The sequence below is a fragment of the Kurthia sp. Dielmo genome (genome assembly GCF_000307285.2).
Lineage (GTDB): Bacteria > Bacillota > Bacilli > Bacillales_A > Planococcaceae > Kurthia > Kurthia populi.
The window spans coordinates 433,451-454,459 of record NZ_HE578957.1 but is presented as its reverse complement, the minus strand read 5'-3'; the positions used below and the strand labels follow the sequence as shown (position 1 = coordinate 454,459).

At 36.2% G+C, this 21,009-nt stretch carries 21 protein-coding genes; 20 read left to right on the top strand and 1 reads right to left on the bottom strand.

Annotated features, from left to right (window positions below):
• Nucleotide 1: 1 nt before the first annotated feature.
• The 6 genes from rsfS to holA all read left to right on the top strand — a co-directional run bounded on the left by rsfS (nucleotide 2) and on the right by holA (nucleotide 5,822).
• Nucleotides 2–355 (top strand): ribosome silencing factor, encoded by a 354-nt coding sequence (gene rsfS, locus KTHG_RS07145; protein ID WP_126991139.1) that lies wholly within the window; start codon nucleotides 2–4, stop codon nucleotides 353–355.
• Nucleotides 348–1,088, top strand: coding sequence for a class I SAM-dependent DNA methyltransferase (locus tag KTHG_RS07140; protein ID WP_233600595.1), 741 nt, complete (start codon nucleotides 348–350; stop codon nucleotides 1,086–1,088). Before rsfS ends, KTHG_RS07140 begins: the two co-directional genes overlap by 8 nt.
• 84 nt (nucleotides 1,089–1,172) lie before the next feature.
• The gene (locus KTHG_RS07135) at nucleotides 1,173–1,799 is read left to right on the top strand and encodes a helix-hairpin-helix domain-containing protein (protein ID WP_139992442.1); all 627 of its coding nucleotides are present in this window, start codon (nucleotides 1,173–1,175) and stop codon (nucleotides 1,797–1,799) included.
• A gap of 81 nt (nucleotides 1,800–1,880) precedes the next feature.
• The gene (locus KTHG_RS07130) at nucleotides 1,881–2,462 is read left to right on the top strand and encodes a ComE operon protein 2 (protein ID WP_126991141.1); all 582 of its coding nucleotides are present in this window, start codon (nucleotides 1,881–1,883) and stop codon (nucleotides 2,460–2,462) included.
• A 5-nt stretch (nucleotides 2,463–2,467) separates the two neighbouring features.
• Nucleotides 2,468–4,705: a DNA internalization-related competence protein ComEC/Rec2 gene (locus KTHG_RS07125; protein ID WP_255512405.1), complete on the top strand. Its 2,238-nt coding sequence runs from the start codon at nucleotides 2,468–2,470 to the stop codon at nucleotides 4,703–4,705.
• 88 nt (nucleotides 4,706–4,793) lie between these two features.
• Nucleotides 4,794–5,822 (top strand): DNA polymerase III subunit delta, encoded by a 1,029-nt coding sequence (holA, locus tag KTHG_RS07120; RefSeq protein WP_139992440.1) that lies wholly within the window; start codon nucleotides 4,794–4,796, stop codon nucleotides 5,820–5,822.
• A gap of 54 nt (nucleotides 5,823–5,876) precedes the next feature.
• Here the strand turns inward: holA and rpsT are convergent, their stop codons facing one another.
• Nucleotides 5,877–6,125: a 30S ribosomal protein S20 gene (gene rpsT, locus KTHG_RS07115; protein WP_126991143.1), complete on the bottom strand. Its 249-nt coding sequence runs from the start codon at nucleotides 6,123–6,125 to the stop codon at nucleotides 5,877–5,879.
• 242 nt (nucleotides 6,126–6,367) lie between these two features.
• Between rpsT and lepA the strand changes: the two genes are divergently transcribed.
• From lepA to grpE, 14 genes are all read left to right on the top strand, one after another.
• A complete protein-coding gene (gene lepA / locus KTHG_RS07110) occupies nucleotides 6,368–8,203 on the top strand; it encodes a translation elongation factor 4 (RefSeq protein ID WP_126991144.1) in 1,836 nt (611 codons plus the stop codon).
• Between the two features lie 323 nt (nucleotides 8,204–8,526).
• Entirely contained in the window at nucleotides 8,527–9,153 is a 627-nt protein-coding gene (locus KTHG_RS07105) for a sugar transferase (RefSeq protein ID WP_139992438.1), read from the top strand.
• 3 nt (nucleotides 9,154–9,156) lie between these two features.
• Nucleotides 9,157–10,278: a Wzz/FepE/Etk N-terminal domain-containing protein gene (locus KTHG_RS07100; RefSeq protein WP_139992436.1), complete on the top strand. Its 1,122-nt coding sequence runs from the start codon at nucleotides 9,157–9,159 to the stop codon at nucleotides 10,276–10,278.
• 12 nt (nucleotides 10,279–10,290) lie between these two features.
• Nucleotides 10,291–10,575, top strand: a complete 285-nt coding sequence (locus tag KTHG_RS07095) for a hypothetical protein (RefSeq protein ID WP_139992434.1) — start codon at nucleotides 10,291–10,293, stop codon at nucleotides 10,573–10,575.
• Nucleotides 10,533–11,600 carry a lipopolysaccharide biosynthesis protein gene (locus KTHG_RS07090; RefSeq protein ID WP_139992432.1) on the top strand — a complete coding sequence of 356 codons (1,068 nt, stop codon included), beginning with the start codon at nucleotides 10,533–10,535 and terminating at the stop codon, nucleotides 11,598–11,600. Before KTHG_RS07095 ends, KTHG_RS07090 begins: the two co-directional genes overlap by 43 nt.
• Complete coding sequence (locus tag KTHG_RS07085; protein WP_139992430.1) at nucleotides 11,560–12,789, top strand: O-antigen ligase family protein; 1,230 nt, start codon at nucleotides 11,560–11,562, stop codon at nucleotides 12,787–12,789. The genes KTHG_RS07090 and KTHG_RS07085 overlap by 41 nt, the downstream gene beginning before the upstream one ends.
• Nucleotides 12,716–13,798, top strand: coding sequence for a glycosyltransferase family 4 protein (locus KTHG_RS07080; RefSeq protein ID WP_139992428.1), 1,083 nt, complete (start codon nucleotides 12,716–12,718; stop codon nucleotides 13,796–13,798). Before KTHG_RS07085 ends, KTHG_RS07080 begins: the two co-directional genes overlap by 74 nt.
• Nucleotides 13,799–13,800: 2 nt before the next feature.
• Nucleotides 13,801–15,396 (top strand): GNAT family N-acetyltransferase, encoded by a 1,596-nt coding sequence (locus tag KTHG_RS07075; RefSeq protein WP_139992426.1) that lies wholly within the window; start codon nucleotides 13,801–13,803, stop codon nucleotides 15,394–15,396.
• A gap of 11 nt (nucleotides 15,397–15,407) precedes the next feature.
• A complete protein-coding gene (locus KTHG_RS07070) occupies nucleotides 15,408–16,394 on the top strand; it encodes a polysaccharide deacetylase family protein (protein WP_186439519.1) in 987 nt (328 codons plus the stop codon).
• Entirely contained in the window at nucleotides 16,391–17,440 is a 1,050-nt protein-coding gene (gene galE, locus KTHG_RS07065) for a UDP-glucose 4-epimerase GalE (protein WP_139992422.1), read from the top strand. The genes KTHG_RS07070 and galE overlap by 4 nt, the downstream gene beginning before the upstream one ends.
• A gap of 318 nt (nucleotides 17,441–17,758) precedes the next feature.
• Nucleotides 17,759–17,932 (top strand): hypothetical protein, encoded by a 174-nt coding sequence (locus KTHG_RS21135; RefSeq protein WP_158621038.1) that lies wholly within the window; start codon nucleotides 17,759–17,761, stop codon nucleotides 17,930–17,932.
• A 150-nt stretch (nucleotides 17,933–18,082) separates the two neighbouring features.
• On the top strand, nucleotides 18,083–19,228 hold the full coding sequence (gene hemW, locus KTHG_RS07060) for a radical SAM family heme chaperone HemW (protein WP_126991148.1): 1,146 nt from the start codon (nucleotides 18,083–18,085) through the stop codon (nucleotides 19,226–19,228).
• Nucleotides 19,229–19,319: 91 nt separating this feature from the next.
• The gene (gene hrcA / locus KTHG_RS07055; RefSeq protein ID WP_126991149.1) at nucleotides 19,320–20,345 is read left to right on the top strand and encodes a heat-inducible transcriptional repressor HrcA; all 1,026 of its coding nucleotides are present in this window, start codon (nucleotides 19,320–19,322) and stop codon (nucleotides 20,343–20,345) included.
• A 26-nt stretch (nucleotides 20,346–20,371) separates the two neighbouring features.
• A complete protein-coding gene (gene grpE, locus KTHG_RS07050) occupies nucleotides 20,372–20,956 on the top strand; it encodes a nucleotide exchange factor GrpE (RefSeq protein ID WP_139992420.1) in 585 nt (194 codons plus the stop codon).
• The last annotated feature ends 53 nt before the right edge of the window (nucleotides 20,957–21,009 follow it).

Genomic DNA, 21,009 nt, shown 5'->3' with positions numbered 1-21,009 from the left:
AATGACACACAAACTTTTAGATACAGTTTTTAAAGCAGTAGATGACAAACGCGCCGAGGATATCGTCGTATTAAATATGCAAGGTATTTCTTTACTATCAGATTATTTCTTAATCTGTACAGGTAGTTCTGAACGTCAAGTTCAAGCAATCGCTCGTGAAGTAAAAGAGCAAGCAGAAAAATCAGGGCATGAAGTTAAACGTATGGAAGGTTTTGACGCAGGTCGCTGGGTATTAGTTGATGCAGGCGATGTTGTTGCGCATATTTTCCACAAAGATGAACGTAGCTACTACAACTTAGAACGTTTATGGGGCGATGCACCAGAAACATTCGTCGCAACTGATTCAAATGAGTAATAGCTATGGTCGTTTTGCAGAAGTGTATGATGCGTTAATGACAGATATTCCGTATGCAACATATGTGGAATGGGTTAAAGAGCATGCACCGGCTGCAAACAATCAAAATTTACTAGATATTGGTTGTGGTACAGGCGTAATGGCTGTTGAATTTGCCAAAGCAGGATACAATGTAAGTGGCTTGGATTTATCAGAGGAAATGTTGATGATTGCAAGTGAACGCTGCTATGAGGAAAATGTGAATGTTTTCTTCGTATGCCAATCGATGGATGAATTAGATGGATTTAATGACCTGGATGTCGTGACAATTCCAATTGATTCATTAAACTATGTGCCAGAACAACGAGCGGTAGAACAAACATTTACACATGTATATGAAGCATTAAAAACAGGTGGTCACTTGTTCTTTGATGTCCATTCACTTTATAAAATGGATGAAATTTTCATGGATAGCCCATTCACATACGATGATGGAGACATTACGTATTTATGGGATACTGAGCCAGGTGAAGCGGCTCATTCTGTTAAGCATGATATGTTATTTTATGTTGTGACAGCTGATGGAACGTATGAACGTTTCGAGGAACAACATTATCAACGTACGTATGCGATTGAAACGTACATGACAATGTTACAACAAGCTGGTTTTACGAATATAACGGTGACAGCAGATTTTACTGATGAAGCACCGGCTATTGATTCAGAAAGAATTTTCTTTCATTGTGTAAAATAAACTTGTAAAAATTAGAAAATATTGTATATTGGAATTAGCTTCTATGAATGCCGAAAGAAAGGTGTGAAGCTAATTCCTTTTTTTATGCAAAATAAAAAATATTTTTTAATTGGCAGCGTTGTTTTAGTTGCCATCCTTTTCTATTTCTTCAAACAATCATCTACGGAACACACAACCCCTTTAGAACCTATCGAACAACTCTCAACTACTTCTAACGAACAAGTTTTATCTAAAACATCAGAATCTACTACTCAGACATCTATTCAAACAACAATAGCCATCGATGTTAAGGGCGCTGTCAAAAATCCAGGCGTTTATACTGTAAATGCAGAAGACCGCGTATACGACGCGATAATAGCTGCAGGTGGCTATAAAAACAATGCGGATTCTAAAACGATTAATCATGCGGCACATGTACAAGATGAAATGGTCATTTATGTGCCAAAACGGGGAGAAGAGATAGAAACACCTACTGTAGCGATTACATCACAGTCTACAGAACCACAATCTTCAACAACCGCCGTTAACATTAATACGGCAGACGAAGCAGGCTTGCAAACGATTAATGGAATTGGGCCTGCAAAAGCAAAAACAATTATTCAATATCGTACAGAAAATGGTCCTTTTCAAAGCATTGATGATTTGAAAAAAGTTTCAGGTTTTGGTGATAAAACTGTTGAACGTTTGAGACCTCTTGTTACTGTACAATAGTCTGACCTCTTGTAAAACCATTGACGTCAAAAAGAGTCAAAGGATAAACTAGACAGTAGGACATCATTAGGAGGCATTCATATGGAGCGTATTACATGGGATCAATTTTTTATGGCACAAAGTCATTTATTAGCGCTACGTAGCACATGTACACGTCTAGCAGTAGGTGCGACAATTGTGCGTGATAAACGAATTATTGCAGGGGGCTATAACGGTTCGATATCAGGAGATGACCATTGCATCGATAAAGGATGCTATGTGGTTGATAATCATTGTGTAAGAACAGTTCATGCAGAGACCAATGCATTATTGCAATGTGCAAAATATGGTACACCAACAAATGGCGCCGATTTATATGTAACGCATTTCCCTTGTTTACCTTGTACGAAATCAATTATTCAATCAGGTATTAAAAATTTATATTATGCAAAAGACTATAAAAATAATACGTATGCGATTGAACTGTTTAAACAAGCAGGTGTTAATGTTGTACATGTACCATTTGATGAACGTAAGATTGACTTCTTAAGCGATGAAAAAGTCACGTTATACCTTTCATTACTCAACGAGCTGCGCGATAAAGGAGCAACGTCAGAAGAATTGGCACCTTATGAACAGAAGGTGGAGCAATTATTTGGCAAACACATTTTAGAAACGAAGTAATTTATTTGGCTTTGGCAACATTATTAGCGACAGTAGCCGCTTCGGTGTCGCCAAAGCTTTTTTTGATTTTTATTCCCTACGTCATTTTCCTTATTTGGCGTCGTCACAATACGTTATTTCTAATAACGCTACTTCTTTTAATACTTTTAATAGCTTGGCGTACACATACGACCTCACAGCTACCTACAACCCTCCCATCAACCATTCAACTAACATTTCAAGATAATACAAAAATCAACGGTCGCACGCTTCGTGGCTTTGCAATGTCCGAATACGGTCGAGTTTATGTGGCATATGCGATAGAGAGTGCAAAACAAAAAGAACAACTTGAAAATACAGCACTAGCAGGTCTAACAATTCACGCAAAAGGGAAACTAACAGAACCGAATAAGCCATTGCATCGCTACCAATTTTCAATGATAGATTATTTAAAAAGTCAGCATGCTATCGGTATATATGACATTGAGGATTTTAATGTTATTCGCTATAAAACAGGAATTATGACAAAGCTTGGAAGGTATCGTTATACACTTTTAAAACATATTGATGAAACTTTTCCGGAATCGCTACAAGCGGAGGCAAAGGCTTTATTATTTGGTGATCAGCGGGATATCGATTCGGATTTATCTCGTGCTTATCAAGTATTAGGCATTACGCATTTATTTGCAATTTCTGGTCTTCATATTGCGTTATTAGGAGGAGCATTTTATCAGCTTTTACTTTTTTGTGGTTTGCGTCTTCATCATGCAAAAATAATTTTGCTCATAGCTTTGCCAATTTATGCAGTTCTTGCAGGGAGTTCAGCATCTGTCTGGCGTTCGGCAGCTATGACGATGGTTGTCGTATTATTACAGCTTAGACAAACTAAATTAACTGCTGCAGATGCATTATCATTAACTTTTATTGGATTTGTTCTCTATAATCCAAGTGTAATTTATCAAGTAGGATTTCAGCTGTCTTATTTGGCTACAGTCGCGCTTATTTATTCAACAAAAATTTTAATGACAAGTCATTGGCTAAAAAATGCTTTCTTTTTAACCTTTGTATGTCAGATGCTTGTTTATCCGCTTCTGTTACATCATTTTTATGAACTTAGTTTATCCTCGTTTTTTGTTAATATTCTGATGGTGCCTTTATTTTCATTTATTGTGTTGCCACTTAATATCTTTTTTTTGATGCTGTCGTATCTATCGCCACAGTTAAACGCGCTGTTTTTAAGTATTTATGAGCCTCTACGCGAACACTTAACGACGTTTTTACTTTGGATGTCAAAACAGCCTTATCAACTTTGGCAACCGGGTAAACCAGATATGCTGTGGTTGGGCATTGCGATGGTTGGAGTATTTATTCTTTTTTTGGCATTCGAAAAAAAACGCTATATTATAGTTAGTTGTACCATATTAATTCCTGTCATGATGCTTGAAATAAATCCATTATTAAATGATGAGCTTCGTATTACGTATTTAAGTGTTGGACAGGGAGATTGTACGATTATTGAATTGCCGCATCGTCAAGGTGTTTATGTCATTGATGTAGGTGGTGTATTACGTTTTCAAGATGAAGCATGGAAAACGAGTGATTCGCCGTATGAAGTTGGGCGACAAGTCGTCGTTCCCTATTTAAAAGGAAGAGGACTTACCACAATTGATACGCTTATTTTGACACATGCAGATGCTGATCATGTAGAAGGAGCAGAGGAAGTCATGCAATCGCTTCGAGTGAAGGAAGTGCATATTACACCGAATTCTTCACAAAAAGCAGTTATGAAAGATGTTATGGATGAAGCATTGCGTCAACATATTCCTGTACGAGAAAGAATGGCGGGTTATACTTTTAACAAAGGAGAGGTGGTTTTTTCGTATATTTGGCCACGTGATACGACGTATGAAGGAAATAATGATTCACTGGTGCTAAAAGTGTCGAAAGGCGCATTTTCAACGCTTTTAACAGGCGATATTGAAATAGAAGGGGAATCACAGCTTCTTGATGATAAAACGCTTCATACAACCATTCTATCGCCAGGTCATCATGGCTCGAAAACGTCAAGCTCAGAAGCATTTTTACAAACAACGCAGCCGCAGCTTGCTATTTTTTCAACAGGTATTAATAATCGCTATGGTCACCCTGCGCAAGAAATTCGAGCGCGTTTTGACGCAAATTCAATTCCAACGTTAAATACAGCAGAGGATGGAACGATAGAGGTGATTGTGAAAGACTCTTGGTATGTGTTAACGAATCGTTAATTTGTATGATTTTCGATATAAGCAATAGAGGAAGGTGACTGTGGGCATTTTTTTTGTGTATACTTAACGTATTATAGGAGTTGGTTATATGTTTCAAAAAGTATGGAAAGAAATCACAAACGGGCATATCGCACCTGTCTACATTATTGTTGGCGAAGAGACATATTTTATCGACGAAACGCTGCGTCGATTGAAAGATAAATTAGCAGAACAAGGCGAACTTGATATTATGAATTATGATTTAGAAGAGCATCTTGTGGATGAAGTAATCGATGAAGCAGATACAATCCCATTTTTCTCCGATAAAAAGTTAGTGATTGCAAAAAATGCTTCTTTTTTAAAGGCAACGGAAAAAGGGAAAGAGAAACTGAATCATGATTTAAAGAAATTAGAGCGTTTTTTGCAGTTTCCATCAGATACCTCTGTAACAGTGTTTATTGCACCATATCCCAAGTTGGATGAACGTAAAAAAATAACGAAACAGATGAAAGAACATGCACTTTATTTATTTGCTGAAACACCAAAAGAACGCGATCTGGCTATCTGGCTGAAAAATGAAGTAACTAATCGTAATGCGATGATATCAGATGCGGCAATTGCGCAACTGATTGAAATGGTTGGGATGGATATGCTACAACTACGTTCAGAAATTGATAAACTAGCATTGTATACAGCAAATTCAAATGAATTGATTGAACCACCATTAGTAGAAGAAATGGTCGCCAAAACACTTGAACAAGATGTTTTTAAACTGCTGAATGCGTATATCCGAGGAGACAAAACGACTTCTTTAGCAACTTATCATGATTTATTGCGACAAAAAGAAGAACCGATTGCGCTTGTAGCATTAATATCATCTCAAGTGCGCTTAATGTCTAACGTGTATTATTTACTGACAAAGGGGTATCACCCACAACAAATTTCAAAACAATTGAAAGTAAACCCGTATCGCGTGAAGCGAATTGTTGAAGAACGAGGGCATATTGGCGACCAACAATTGCTTGATGCCCTTTATGGTTTAGGTGAAGTAGATTTACAATTAAAAACAATGAGTGGCAATCGTGCGCGATTTTTAGAGTTTTTCTTGATGAAACCGATTGGATATAATATAAAATAAAAGAAAAAAGACGTTCCGATCGGAACGTCTTTTTTCTTTCTATATTATATAGAATTAAGCTTTTTTCATTAAACGAGCTTTTGTACGTGAAGCAGCGTTTTTGTGGATTAAGCCTTTTGAAGCAGCTTTATCTACAGATTTAACTGCAGCTGTTAATAATTCAGCAGCGTTTTCGTCTTTAGCAACTAAAGCAGTTTCAGCTTTTTTGATTGCAGTACGCATAGCAGATTTAACTTGTACGTTAGCAGCATTCGCTTTTTCTGCAACTTTAACGCGTTTGATAGCAGATTTGATGTTTGGCATGAAATTCACCTCCTAGGATAAATCGAGATGAGCAAAATTCTCAACTTGTGTCTGTATCTAATACAACAAGCATTATTATAGCAAAGCAAGTTATGTAAATGCAAGAGAGAAATGCAAAGAATATTTACTTGACAGAAAAAAAGTGCATTTTTTTTAAGAATTTCGTAGGAAATGCACGGAATATTGCCAATGTACTACTGCGACTGCTATAATTCTAGTAGTTTAAATAGGAGTGAAAATAAATGAATCGACAAGAACTATTAGATAGACAATCACATATTCGTAACTTTTCTATCATCGCGCATATCGACCATGGTAAATCGACGCTTGCCGATCGTATTTTAGAAAAAACTGAAGCACTAACATCTCGTGAAATGAAAAATCAATTATTAGACTCAATGGATTTGGAACGAGAACGAGGAATTACAATTAAGTTAAATGCCGTGCAATTGAACTACAAGGCAAAAGATGGTCAAGAATATACAATGCATTTAATCGACACACCAGGACACGTCGATTTTACGTATGAAGTATCACGTAGTTTAGCTGCTTGTGAAGGCGCTATTTTAGTTGTAGATGCTGCACAAGGTATTGAAGCTCAAACATTAGCCAATGTTTATTTAGCACTTGATAACGATCTTGAAATTTTGCCCGTTATCAATAAAATCGACTTACCTTCTGCAGATCCAGAACGTGTACGTCAAGAAGTAGAAGATGTTATCGGTCTTGATGCATCAGAAGCAGTATTAGCTTCTGCAAAAGCAGGGATTGGTATTGAAGATATTTTAGAGCAAATCGTAGAAAAAGTTCCAGCACCAGAAGGAGACCCGGAAGCACCATTACAAGCATTAATCTTTGACTCTGTTTATGATGCCTACCGCGGTGTAATTATTTCTATTCGTATCGCAGAAGGAACTGTAAAACCAGGCGATACAATTCGTATGATGGCGACAGGTGCCGAGTTCGAAGTTATAGAAGTAGGTGTGCATACCCCAAAAATGACGCCACGTGACTTCCTTACAGTAGGGGATGTAGGCTATTTAACAGCCTCTATTAAAAATGTAGGTGATACGCGTGTCGGTGATACAGTCACTTCTGTTATCAATGCAGCAGCAGAGCCATTACCAGGATACCGTCGACTAAATCCAATGGTTTACTGTGGATTATATCCAATTGATACTGCAAAATATAATGATTTACGTGAGGCATTAGAAAAATTAGAGTTAAATGACTCAGCCCTTCAATATGAACCAGAAACATCACAAGCATTAGGTTTCGGTTTCCGCTGTGGTTTCTTAGGCTTACTACACATGGAAATTATTCAAGAGCGTATTGAACGTGAATTTAATATTGATTTAATTACAACGGCACCATCTGTAATTTATCATGTACAAATGACAGATGGCGAAGAAGTTCAAGTAGCGAATCCATCTGAAATGCCAGATCCACAAAAGATTCAGCAAATCGAAGAGCCTTATGTAAAAGCAAATATCATGGTTCCAAATGATTATGTTGGTGCTGTTATGGAAATTTGCCAGCGTAAACGTGGGAATTTCTTAACAATGGATTATATTGATACGACACGTGTTAATATTTTCTATGAAATGCCATTATCTGAAATTGTATATGATTTCTTCGACCAATTAAAATCGTCAACAAAAGGCTATGCATCATTCGACTATGAAATGATTGGCTATCAACCTTCGAAACTTGTGAAGATGGATATTTTATTAAATGCTGAACAGGTTGATGCATTAAGCTTTATTGTACACCGTGACTTTGCATATGAACGAGGTAAAGTAATTGTTGATAAGCTACGTGAGTTAATCCCACGTCAGCAATTTGAAGTGCCAATTCAAGCAGCAATCGGAAATAAAATTGTTGCGCGTTCAACAATTAAAGCGATGCGTAAAAACGTATTAGCAAAATGCTACGGCGGCGATATTTCACGTAAACGTAAACTTCTTGAGAAACAGAAAGAAGGTAAAAAACGTATGAAACAAGTTGGCTCAGTAGAAGTTCCACAGGAAGCGTTCATGGCTGTTCTTAAAATGGACGATGATCAACCGAAAAAATAATTAAAAATATGAAGAAGACCTTTCGTAAGGGGGTCTTCTTTTTTACTTTAAAATTTACCAATAAAGAAATAATTGTTAACCTAAAATACCTATATTTTTTTAAGTTTTAATAAGTGATTTTATAATTAAGTAATAAGTAGTTAGTTTTATATTGTTAGTTTTAATTTTTAAAAATATAATAGTTCTAAAAAATATTTTTATGTAAAAAAAGTAAAAATACATTCATTTTATAGCAATTTACAAAGGAATATAACAAATTGGGTTTTGATTTCCTTATTTTAGTTTAACTAAAGAATATAGAAAGAAGATAAAGAGGTGGATTTATGCAGCAATATAAATTATTTGGGAAAAGAACATTCGACCTAATATTTTCACTTCTTGCGCTCCCATTTTTAGTACCTATTTTCTTGCTGGCGGTTATTGTGATTTTAGTAAACGATGGACGTCCTGTTTTTTTTAAACAACAGCGAGTTGGTAAAAAAGGAAAAATATTTACAATGTGGAAATTTAGAACAATGTATACAAATCAATTGGGCTTACCGGTTAATTCAGAAAATCGGAGTTCTTGGTCAAATGGTATCCCAGATACATTCGTGTTCAAAAATAGTTTAGAAGATCCGCGCATTACAAAAGTAGGGAAGTGGTTGCGTAAAACGAGTATTGATGAGCTTCCACAAGTGTTAAATGTTTTAAAAGGAGAAATGAGTATTGTAGGTCCACGTCCTGAGACACCTAGCTATGCATTCTATTATTCACCTTATCAAACAAAACGCTTAGATGTAAAACCTGGTATAACTGGTTGGGCACAAGTTAATGGGCGTTCTACTATTAATCATGGACAAAAAATTGAATTTGATCGTTATTATGTAGAACATTTTAATTTTAAGATGGATGTGGAGATTGTACAAAAAACGATTATGCAAGTTATTAAACGGAAGGGGGCGTATTAACGGATGAAAACGCTAGAACCTCCCTATTCATTACAAGAATTGTTACTAGTACTATGGCGTAAAAAATGGCTTATTCTTTTAATTACAATTTTAGGAATTGTCTTAGGGTATGTTATTTCTACTCAAATGAAACCTAAGTATGAGGCGACGACAGAAATTTTAATTGAGACAGATAAAAGCGACAATCTATTGTATACGCAAAATATGATGGAGACATATCGCGAAGTTTTAACAAGTAGTGCGTTAATTAAGAAAGTAAATGAGCAAGGAAATTTTGATTTAACAACAAATGAGTACAATGAACAAGTGAAAATTACGATGATTAACACGTCACAACTAATTACGATTACAGCGAAAGCAGATAATGAGCTGGAGCCTGTAAAACTAGTTAATAAAATTGCGACAGTGTTCAAAAAAGAATTGACGAATTATTCAAAAATTAATACAGCACTTGTGCTAAATCCAGCGACACAAAGTACATCGAATCAAGATAGTACATTTAACGAATTAGTAAGCATTTTAATTGGTGGCGTAATTGGTCTCCTGTTAGCAATTTGTTATTGTCTACTGCGAGAGATTTATAGCACAAAGGTAGATACGGAAACAAATGTGCAACGTCTGAATGTGCCTTTACTTGCTAAAGTTACAAAGAAGGACTCAGCTCAACAGTGGCTTTATCATATAGCGGCGCTAATTCAAGGAGAAGTAAAATTGGGTAAAAAAACCGTTTTATTATTAAATTCGGCAAAGGAAGAGAGCGGTTATTTACAACAACTTAGCCAATTATTAGCGCAGCATAAGCAGGTAGTTGTATTAAAGCAAATAGAAGGGAATGCCCACTTTGTTAAAACAAATGAAGGCGAGCCCGATGCATTCATCTATAGTACGGCAACACCATTCTCTGCATTACAACAAAAATACAATGAGTTAGAACAACAGTACGATATTGTACTCGTTGAAACATCACAGTTAGATAGCGCAGAAACGATGTTAGTGGCCTCTAATCAAACACAGTTTATTTATTGCGTTGATGCGAAAAAAACCACTTTAAAGCAAGCGAAATCCATTTTAAAAAAGGTCGTTCAACTGAAGATGCATCGTTTAGGAATCGTCATTGCGAAGTAGGGGGAGCTGACTATGAAGAAGTGGTTGCAGAAGCAAATGAAGCATCGTTTTATTCGTGCGTTATCTGTATTAGTTGCTGGTTCAGCAGTTTCAAGCATCATTCTGCTCTGCATCACACCCGTTTTAACGAGACTGTATACACCGGAAGATTTTGGGGTATTGTCCATTTTTACGTCGATTTTATATGTGTTGATGATTATTGTCTCGTTGCGTTATGAAGCGGCTCTTGTGTTGCCAAAAGAAAAAAGGCGGCGCTGGCTTTATTATTCATTGCAAATGCTAGTACATTTATCGTAGCAGGAATCGTTATTTTACTTCTTGTGACGACCCCTTTTACGACTTGGATTGGCATTGGTGAAACGCATTCATTCTTTTGGATTTTAGGGCTGAGCTTATTATTTGTAGGCATTTTCCAATCGATGAATAATTGGGCATTGCGTTATGAGCAGTACGACGTTATTAATCGAGCAAAAATTTCGATGAATACCGGACAAGGTTTTGGACAATTAGTATTTGGGTTTTTAAATATTGGTGTCATCGGCTTATTGCTCGGAGAAATGCTGGGGCGGTTAACAGGCATGATACAGTATGTACGCTATTATAAAAAAGATTTACAACAAGCGAATCATACAACGTTTCATCAGGCGAAAGAAATACTTGTACGCTATAAAAAATTTCCACTTATATCAAGCATTTCAAATGTTATTTATAGCGTTGCTGTTAATTTACCGGCATTATTTCTAGCGGCTTATTTTGATGTTGCTACAGCAGGTTTTTATTATCTGGCACAAAAAATTTTAACAGTGCCAGAAAATCTTGTTGGGTTTTCCGCAACACAAGTTTATCTATCACAAGCTGCCAAAATGATGCAAGAAGGACAAGATTTAAAGAAACATTGCTTAGAGACAGTGAAGCATCTATTTATTATCGCATTTGTTATTATCGCTAGCATCGATATTTTAGCACCAATTGGTTTTACATTTTTCTTTGGTCATGGTTGGGATACGACGGTAACATTTATTCAAATACTATCATTAATGTATTTCACAAAAATGGTGTTACAACCAATTAATGGCGTTTTCCAAGTATGTGAGGCTTTTTATATGCAAATTACTGCAGAGTCCATTCGCCTTGTGTTTATTATTTTGGCATTGTTTTTTGCATCCACCCATAAAATGACGCATTTTGAAGCGCTTTGGATGATTAGTATTATGACAACATTAGGCTATATTGTATGTGCCATCTTTGCGTGGCAAGTGATGAATAAGGCAGGTGATAAGCGTGACAACGTTATCAACAACTCAGAACAGCGTGAAATCTGATCGGATGATTATGCTATGTTTAATCATTAGCATGCTAACAAGCTCCTATGTTGTCATGGAACCTGCACCAACAGATTTATTGTTAATTTTGGCAACCATCCTCGCTATTCTTTTAAAGCGCTTGTATGTTTCAAAAGAAACGTTACTTGGTACGTTATTTTTAGTTGGTTTTATTGTCGCAAATTTTATTTCAACATGGATGGCATATGAAGCAATAGACGGCATAAGTTATTTTGTGATCACACTATATTTAATTATTACATGGTCTGGTGTAGTCGGGTTTGGTGAAATTTATCGAACACGTTTAGCAGAACAATTAATGACTTTTTATACAATAGGAGCTCTTATCACAGCACTTGTGGCGCTTAGTGTTTACTTTGGTATTATGCCAGGTAAACCTGATTGGTTTTTATTTGAGCGTATTAAAATGTTCTTTAAGGACCCAAATGTTTTTGGCCCTTATTTTGTTCTTCCAGCGGTGTATATGCTAGGGCTTTTAGAACAAAGACATCGAGCGCTATATTTCGTGCTATTAATAATTTTTGTTGGAGCCGTGTTGATTAGTTTTTCTCGCGCTGCTTGGTTAAATCTTGCTATTGCTGTTTTTATATTTTATATTTTACCGCGGGCTAAAGAGGCTAATTGGCGCAGAGGTATTAGCGTTTATTTAACATTAGTCGTACTTGCTGGTGTACTAGTGATTTTGAAAAATCAAACATTGTTGACGCAATTTACAGAGCGTGCTTCTTTACAAAAATATGATAATGAACGTTTTGCGTCACAGGAAGCAGCTTGGCGTGGCGGTGTTATCTCGCCACTCGGCAGTGGTCCTGGGCAGTCAGAAGTGTTACTAGCTATAGCACCACATAATGTTTATGCCCGGATCTTTTTTGAAAATGGCTTGTTAGGGATTTTGACATTGCTACTATTTTTAATTACAACACTCATAGTGTGTGTGCGTAAATTTCACTCGGTGCGTTTTGGTTATATTTATCGTATCTGCTTTGCGGTCATAGTTGGGCACATTATTAATGGCTTTTTTATTGATACGCTACACTGGCGCCATTTCTGGGTTGTACTTGCATTAGCGTGGATACCATTAGGAGGAGAGAATAATGAAAATCATTCAGATGATCACACGCATGGACGTATTAGGGGGCGCTCAAACACATCTCATGAATTTGAGTAGGATGTTGGCGAAAGATGGCCATGAAGTTTTTATTATGCATGGTGGGAAATTACATGAAGCGTATCGTATACAACACCCATATATTACTTTTATTACAGTCGTACATCTTGTACATCCGCTGCATCCAATTGAAGATGTAAAGGCTATACGTGAAGTACGACAGCGCTTTAGACTGTTGCGACCAGATATTGTTGCGCTACATTCTTCAAAAGCTGGAACAATTGGGCGTATAGCAGCAAAATCGATGCATGTTCCGAGTGTATTTACAGCACATGGATGGTCTTTCACTGAAGGCATTCCATGGAAAAAGCAACAACTCTATCGTTTAATTGAACAGGGACTGGCAAAGCGCACAGATGCAATTATAACTGTATCTAATTATGATGCTAATTTAGCAAGAAAGGCTCATATTCTTCCAAAGCACGGGTTACACGTTGTTCATAATGGCATTTTAAGTACCGAAAAACCATCTGCTGTTCGAAAGAAAAATATTGTGATGGTTGCACGTTTTCAATTACCTAAAAGACAGGATTTATTGTTACAAGCTTTTGCTCTTTTAGAAGATAAAGCAACGACATTAACGTTTGTTGGAGATGGTCCAACAAAAAAAGAAGTAGAAAAACTAGCTGACACACTTGGCGTAAAGGAACGAGTACTTTTTGCTGGTAATCAACAATCTGTTACAACGTATTTAGAAGAAGCTTCTATTTTCGTCTTAATGTCGAATTTCGAAGGGCTTCCAATCTCCATTATTGAAGCGATGGCAGCGGGTTTACCGATTATTGCCTCCGATGTAGGTGGGGTTCGTGAGCTTGTCACAGCAAATGAAAATGGTTTTCTTGTAGACAATGCATTATCAGAGTTGCAAGTATATTTAACAAAATTATTAGCAGATGAATCTTTAAGGTACACAATGGGAGAAAAAAGTCGGGTTTTATTTGAGCAAGCTTTTCAATTTGAAGCTACTTATGAAAAAACGATGAAAATTTATGAACAGGTGAGGTGCTAGGTATGTATGAATTTGAAGTTATCACAACACGTGAAACATGGGCACTCTATAAACATGAGTGGCAACAAATTATTGAGAACAATGGTGCGGATAATCCTTTTTTAGAATTTGATTTACTTGATACATGGTGGAAGCATGTAGGGAAAGCGCATCATGTAGAAATTCATTTATGTAAAAAAGATGGTGAAGTACAAGGGTTTTGGCCATTGCAGCGTATGGACACAAAGCAGGGAGAACACTATCGATTTATTGGTGATTTAGATTTGAACTATATGGACTTTATCATTCGAGAACATCAAAAACCGGAAATTATTCCAGTCTTCCTAGAACAATTATTAGCATCTGGAAATCCGGTCTTATTAGAACTTCGCGGGATAGAAGAAAATAGTTCAACTAATAAAGTATTAGAACATACATTTATAAAAGAACAGTATCTTTACAATTTTACACGCACCGTTTCACCGTATACGAGTTTAATTGAAAATCCTAGAGAATCCTATGCACCTGTTAATAAATCCGTATTAAAAAAACGAATTAAACGACTTGAAAAAGTGGGTGAGTTAAAGTTTCGTTATGCGACGGAAGATGATTTATCAGCAGTGTTTGCACTTTTTGATAAAAGGTGGCAAAAGAAAATGGATACAAGTGGATTTACTTCTCCAGAAAAACAAGCGTTCTTTAGAGCAATGATGCGCTATGATATTACAAAAGTTGAGGTGCTAGAGCTTGACGATACGTTGATAGGATTTAGTTATTGCTTTGCAAAAGGTTCACGCTTTGTTTGTTATTTACATTCCTTTGACGAAGATTATCGTCGTTTCGGAGCAGGAAATTTATTGGATTACTATATGACTATTCGACGTTATGAAGAAGGGATTGATATTTTAGATTTTAGTATTGGCTATGAAGATTATAAATATCGCTGGGCAACAAATAGTCAGTTTGTGCGAACATACTATATTGCAAATGCAGCAGGAAGGTCAATGTGGCAACGGAAAGCACTAGTAGGGAAATGTGTTGAAATAACAAAGAAATCATCGAAAATGGTGAGCTTTAAACGTAATACATTAGGAAAAGCGAATTATTGGTTACGAAATTATCGAGAATTACCGACGTATACACAAAATAATGTTTTTACGACAGATGTAGAATTGTATCGCTTGCCAGCTCGATCAATCAAACCGTTAAAAACTGCTAAAGAAGTTCCATTCCGTGAACTTCAAGGTACATTATCGTCTATTGAAATTGATTTATTATATCGACAATACCAATTTTATCGTGTGGGAGGAGCAGTCGTTCAAGTGAATGAACGTACATGTAAGGATGATGATTGGTATTACACTATTTTATTGAAAAAAGATGAACGCTATATTCCGAATTTGACGCTAAGCTATGCAGAGGATGTGGCACGGAATTTCAATGATAAAACGCTTTATACGAAAGTCGACGCTTCAAATGAATCTTTGAAAAATATTTTGAAGAATATTGGATTTACCCATGTGACGACAATGCATGTATCGAGATTTTTTAAACAGAAAAAAATGGTTTGTGATGATTTTGAGATAATTGATGCTACGAAAGTATCACTAACAAAGTGAGGTGAATGTCAGTGGTACAGCGACAAGGTACATTTGTTGTTTCGCTTGATTTTGAGTTAGGTTGGGGTGTACAAGATATTAATCGAGACGGCAATTACGACCAGAATATATTGGCAGTATACGATGTTGTGCCAAAAATGCTACAGCTTTTTGAAATGTATGAAATTCATGCTACATGGGCAACCGTAGGCGCGCTATTTGCAACGTCAATTGAGGATTTAAAGAAGTATATACCAGTGGAGAGACCGAGCTATGTAAAGAACTCATATAGTCCATACGAGTTAATTGATAAAGAACTTATTCATTCGAATGATGTTCGTTATTTTGGGTCATCACTTATTAAACAAGTGCTGGCAACACCAAATCAGGAAATGGGGACACATACATTTAGTCATTATTATTGTTTAGAAGAAGGTCAGACAGGAGCTCAATTTAAACAAGATTTAATAGCATCAATGGCCATTGCAAAAAGAAATTATACATCGATTATCTTTCCACGTAACCAAGCAAATACACATTACTTATCCATTTGTAAGGAACTTGGCCTACGCGTTTATCGAGGCAATCCAGCGCATGTTCTTTATACACCACATTGCCATCAAAGTGGCTGGAAATGGCGTCGTGTACTTCAGATTGCCGATACGTATTGGAATTTGACAGGATATCATACATTTTCAATTCAAACGCTTAAGAAAGAACCTATCTGGAATATTCCAGCAAGTGCTTTTTTACGACCATATCATCGGAAATTACATTTTTTGGAGCGACTGCGTATTCGCCGAATTAAAGAAGCCATGACATATGCAGCAAAGCATGATGAAATTTATCATTTATGGTGGCACCCGCATAATTTAGGGAAAAATGTTTATCGGAATTTTAAAGCGCTTGAGGATATACTGAAGCATTACAAGTTTTTAAGACAACAATATAATTTTGAAAGTCAAAATATGCAGGAGCTTGTAGACAAGTTAGAAAATGAAAGGAGTTGGACAATATGAGAGTACTCGTAACAGGTGGAGCAGGCTATATTGGTTCAATGGTATGTATTGAATTATTAAATGAAGGACATGAACTATTTATTGTCGACAACTTTTCAAACAGCGATGCAAGTGCTATTACAAAGATTATGAGTATTACAGGAAAGATGGTGCAATACGCCAATGTAGATATTACAGACCGTAATGCATTGGAAGTCGTTTTCCGCACCTACTCATTCGATAGCGTGATTCATTTGGCGGGGAAAAAATCCGTTACAGAATCAATTGAAAATCCACTGCAATATTATTACGATAATTTAATTGGTACGGTAATGCTGGTTCAATTGATGCAGCAATACGGTGTTCACTCAATAATTTTCAGTTCATCGGCAACCGTGTATCATCCTGAATCTATTTGCCCGATTCAAGAAATTGCAGAATTGAAAAGTTCTAGTCCCTATGGGCGTACAAAATTAGCAATTGAAAATTTCTTTAGAGAGTTATGTGATGCTCATCCAACATTTTCTGCTGTTCTTTTACGCTATTTCAATCCTATTGGAGCTCATTCATCAGGAGAAATAGGAGAGAAACCGCTTGAAGTTCCGAATAATTTATTACCATATTTAATGGATGCAGTAAGTGGTAAACGTCCACCTCTTGAAGTGTTTGGCAATGATTACGATACGATTGATGGCTCTGGAATTCGTGATTTTATTCATGTAGAGGATCTTGCAAAGGGGCATATAAAAGCACTGTATTACAGTATGGAACACATGGGCTGTGAATCATTTAATTTAGGTTCAGGTACAGGTTATAGTGTGTTGCAATTAATTGAAACCTTTGCAACTGCGAATAAAATTGAAGTACCATATAACATTGGCAATCGTCGTCCTGGCGATATTGCAATAAGTTTTGCAGATATTACAAAAGCACAGCAAATCCTTGGATGGCAACCCCTTAAAAATTTAACAGAAATGTGTCAGGATGCCTGGCGTTGGCAGCTTAAATTATTACAAGAGCAACGCGTCGAAGCACAAATCGTCTATCCAACGAAAAAGACTGTTTGAATGGAATTGATAGAAAAATACAATAAGTGTTAGGAAATTGTTTTAAAATATGGACTGAGGGTAAAAAGACTAGTATAGGAAGAATTGTTTTGTGATTATTTGGTGTTTTTTCAAGTATAAAATAACTATATCTAGTTTTATGAATATTATAGTGAGACTTTAGGTAAAAAAATAATTTCAATATTTATGGCTTTTAGTCTTTTTAAGTAACGTCGAAAAAGCGCAAAATCATGAGTAAAAAGTTATATACAAACATTCTGCTATCTGCTATCATTGGTTTATCCTATTAGCATAGTAGAAATTGAAGGGGTGAGAAACATGTTAGACAAAGATGAAGCACGTCTAGACAGTTTAATTTTGACAATTGAGAAACGTCTAAATCATTTTGAAAAAAACATTTCTCACATGCAAAAGAAAATTGCGGAGTTAAAAACAATCCAAAATCAACGAATTGAACCATCGAATAAATTATGGCGTACAACGGCCGTATAAAAATAGAAAGATATAAAAGAGCGCATCATACTTGTAAAAGCAAGTGTGATGCGTTCTTTTATTTATGAGAAAAGCTGTCGGTATAGTTTTAGCTGAAAATACGGTACACTTAAGCAGAACTTTAACGAGAAAGAAAGTAGGGATCTACAAATGGCTAGAGGTGTTTATATACACATTCCTTTTTGTCATCAAATTTGTAACTATTGTGATTTTAATAAAGTGTTCTTTAAAAATCAGCCAGTAGGTGAATATATTGAAGCAATTGGACAAGAAATGCGTATGACTGTTGAAAAAAATCCGACAGCATTCGTAAATATTGAAACGATTTTTCTAGGAGGCGGGACACCGACATCCTTATCAGTTGAACAACTAACAAGATTAATGGAGTTAATTCATTTATATTTACCGGTAAACAACGTGACAGAATTTTCTTCAGAAGCGAATCCAGATGAATTAACACATGATAAATTACTTGTATTAAAAAAATATGGCATCAATCGATTGAGTTTAGGTGTACAATCATTTGACCAAGAGATTTTAAAAAAATTAGGCCGTACGCATTCAAATGACCATGTCTTTTCGACACTTCGCGATGCAAAAGAGGTAGGTTTTGATAATATTAGCATCGATTTAATGTATGGATTACCGGGACAAACCATTGAACAGTGGCAAGAAACATTAGATATTGCTTTTTCATTAGAGCTTCCGCATTTTTCAGCGTATTCACTTATTGTAGAACCTAAAACGATTTTCTATAACCTCATGAATAAAGGTAAATTGAGTTTACCGGGAGAAGATTCAGAAGCAAAAATGTATGATATGCTGATGCATCAAATGGAAGCGCATGGATTAAAACAATATGAAATTAGTAATTTTGCTAAACCAGGCTTTGAATCGACACATAACTGTATTTATTGGGAAAATGATGAATACGCAGGTTTTGGTGCTGGTGCAAGCGGTTACTTAGATGGAGTTCGCTATCAAAATATTGGACCGTTAAAAAAATATATTGAAGCAATAGAAAATGGAGACTTTCCTCTATTAAATACACATGTTGTAACGAAGCAGGAGTCTATTGAAGAAGAAATGTTTTTAGGGCTGCGTAAAATCGATGGTGTATCGAAACAACATTTTATTGAAAAATTTGACTTACCAATGGAGCAATTGTTTTCAAATCATATTGAGGAACTTGTGAAAGAAGCATTAGTGGAAAATACGGAAGATGCATTGAAATTAAGTTATAAGGGGCGTTTTGTTGGAAATGAAGTTTTTCAACAATTTTTGTTAGATTCATAAGCTTATACGTTGACATAAAAAGTAACATTCGTTATATTGAATATAGTGTTAGCACTCACTAACAACGAGTGCTAAAAAAGAGGTGATGATCATGTTAACAAATCGACAACTTCAAGTGTTACAAGTAATCGTTGACGATTTTATCTCTTCTGGACAGCCGGTCGGTTCACGTCAAATTGCGAAAAAAGACAATGTGTCATTTAGTTCTGCTACGATTCGCAATGAAATGGCGGATTTAGAAGACTTAGGTTTTTTAGAAAAGACACATACTTCTTCGGGGCGTGTGCCATCGGAAAAAGGATATAGATTTTACGTGGATCATTTGCTAAAACCTCAAGTAATTACGAACCAAGAAATTGCATCCATTCGCTCGATCTATGCAGATCAGTTAATGGAAACTGAGCAAATGATTCGTGAATCCGCTAATATTTTGTCCGATTTAACAACGTATACGTCTGTTATTTTAGGTCCTGATGTCCATATGCATAAGGTCAAACGATTCCAAATCGTCCCACTATCTTCTACGCAAGCGGTTGCGATTATCGTGACAGATAGTGGGCATGTTGAAAATCGTGTGTTTACATTACCAGAGGATTTTTCAATGCGTCGTATTGAGAAAGTCGTGAATATTTTAAATGAACGATTAGTAGGCAAGCCACTTGTTGAAATCCCTTTACGTATGGATGGTGAAATTGCAAAGCTTATTAAAGAACATGTTGGTGCGTACAGTGATTTTGTGTCGAGTCTATTTAATAGAATCTCTGCACAAGAAGAAGGACGCGTTTATTACGGTGGTAAAACAAATATGTTAAACCAACCTGAGTTTCATGATATTAATAAGGTGCGCATGTTATTAGACTTGATGGATAAAACGCCACAAGTACAAACACTTTTCCAGGCAGGAAATCAACAAGGCGTACAAATTCGAATTGGCTCGGAAAATAATTTATTGGCAATGGAGGATTGTAGTATTATTACGGCGTCGTTTGATGCAGGCGATAATCAACATGGCTCAATTGCAATTATTGGTCCTAAACGTATGGACTACAAGCGTGTCGTAACATTGCTCGATTTTATGAGCGGTGATTTAAGCCGACTGCTAACGAACAATCGCTAAGCCGACATCTTGAAGGAGGATGACCAGTGACTGAGAAAAATGAAAATCAAGAGCAAGTAATGGAAGAAAATGAAGCTGTTGAAGAAACAATTGAAACAACAGAATCATCTGAGGCTTCTGAGGCTGTTGAAGAAATGGTCGAAGAGGAAGTTGCAGAAGAAGTGGATCCTGTAGCTGAGCTAGAGGCGAAACTTGTAGCTGAAGAAGAACGCTATTTACGTCTTCGTGCGGATTTCGATAACTTAAAACGTCGTAGTCAACTAGACCGCGAGGCGCAAGCTAAATATCGTGCCCAAACATTATTAACAGATCTACTGCCAGTGCTTGATAACTTTGAACGTGCTTTGTCAGTAGAGGCGACTTCTGAAGAAGCGCAAAATATGAAAAAAGGTATTGATATGGTTTATCGTTCGCTTGTTGAAGCCACAACTAAAGAAGGTTTAAAAATTATTGCAACAGAAGGTGAAGTGTTTGATCCAAATATCCATCAAGCTGTTATGCAAGAATCAAATCCAGAGCAAGAATCTGGCATCGTACTTCAAGAGCTTCAACGTGGCTATCAATTAAAAGATCGCGTTTTACGACCAGCTATGGTAAAAGTTAATGAATAACTGAAACCATTCGCAGTCAAGAACGTATAATAAATATATAAATATAATGGAAC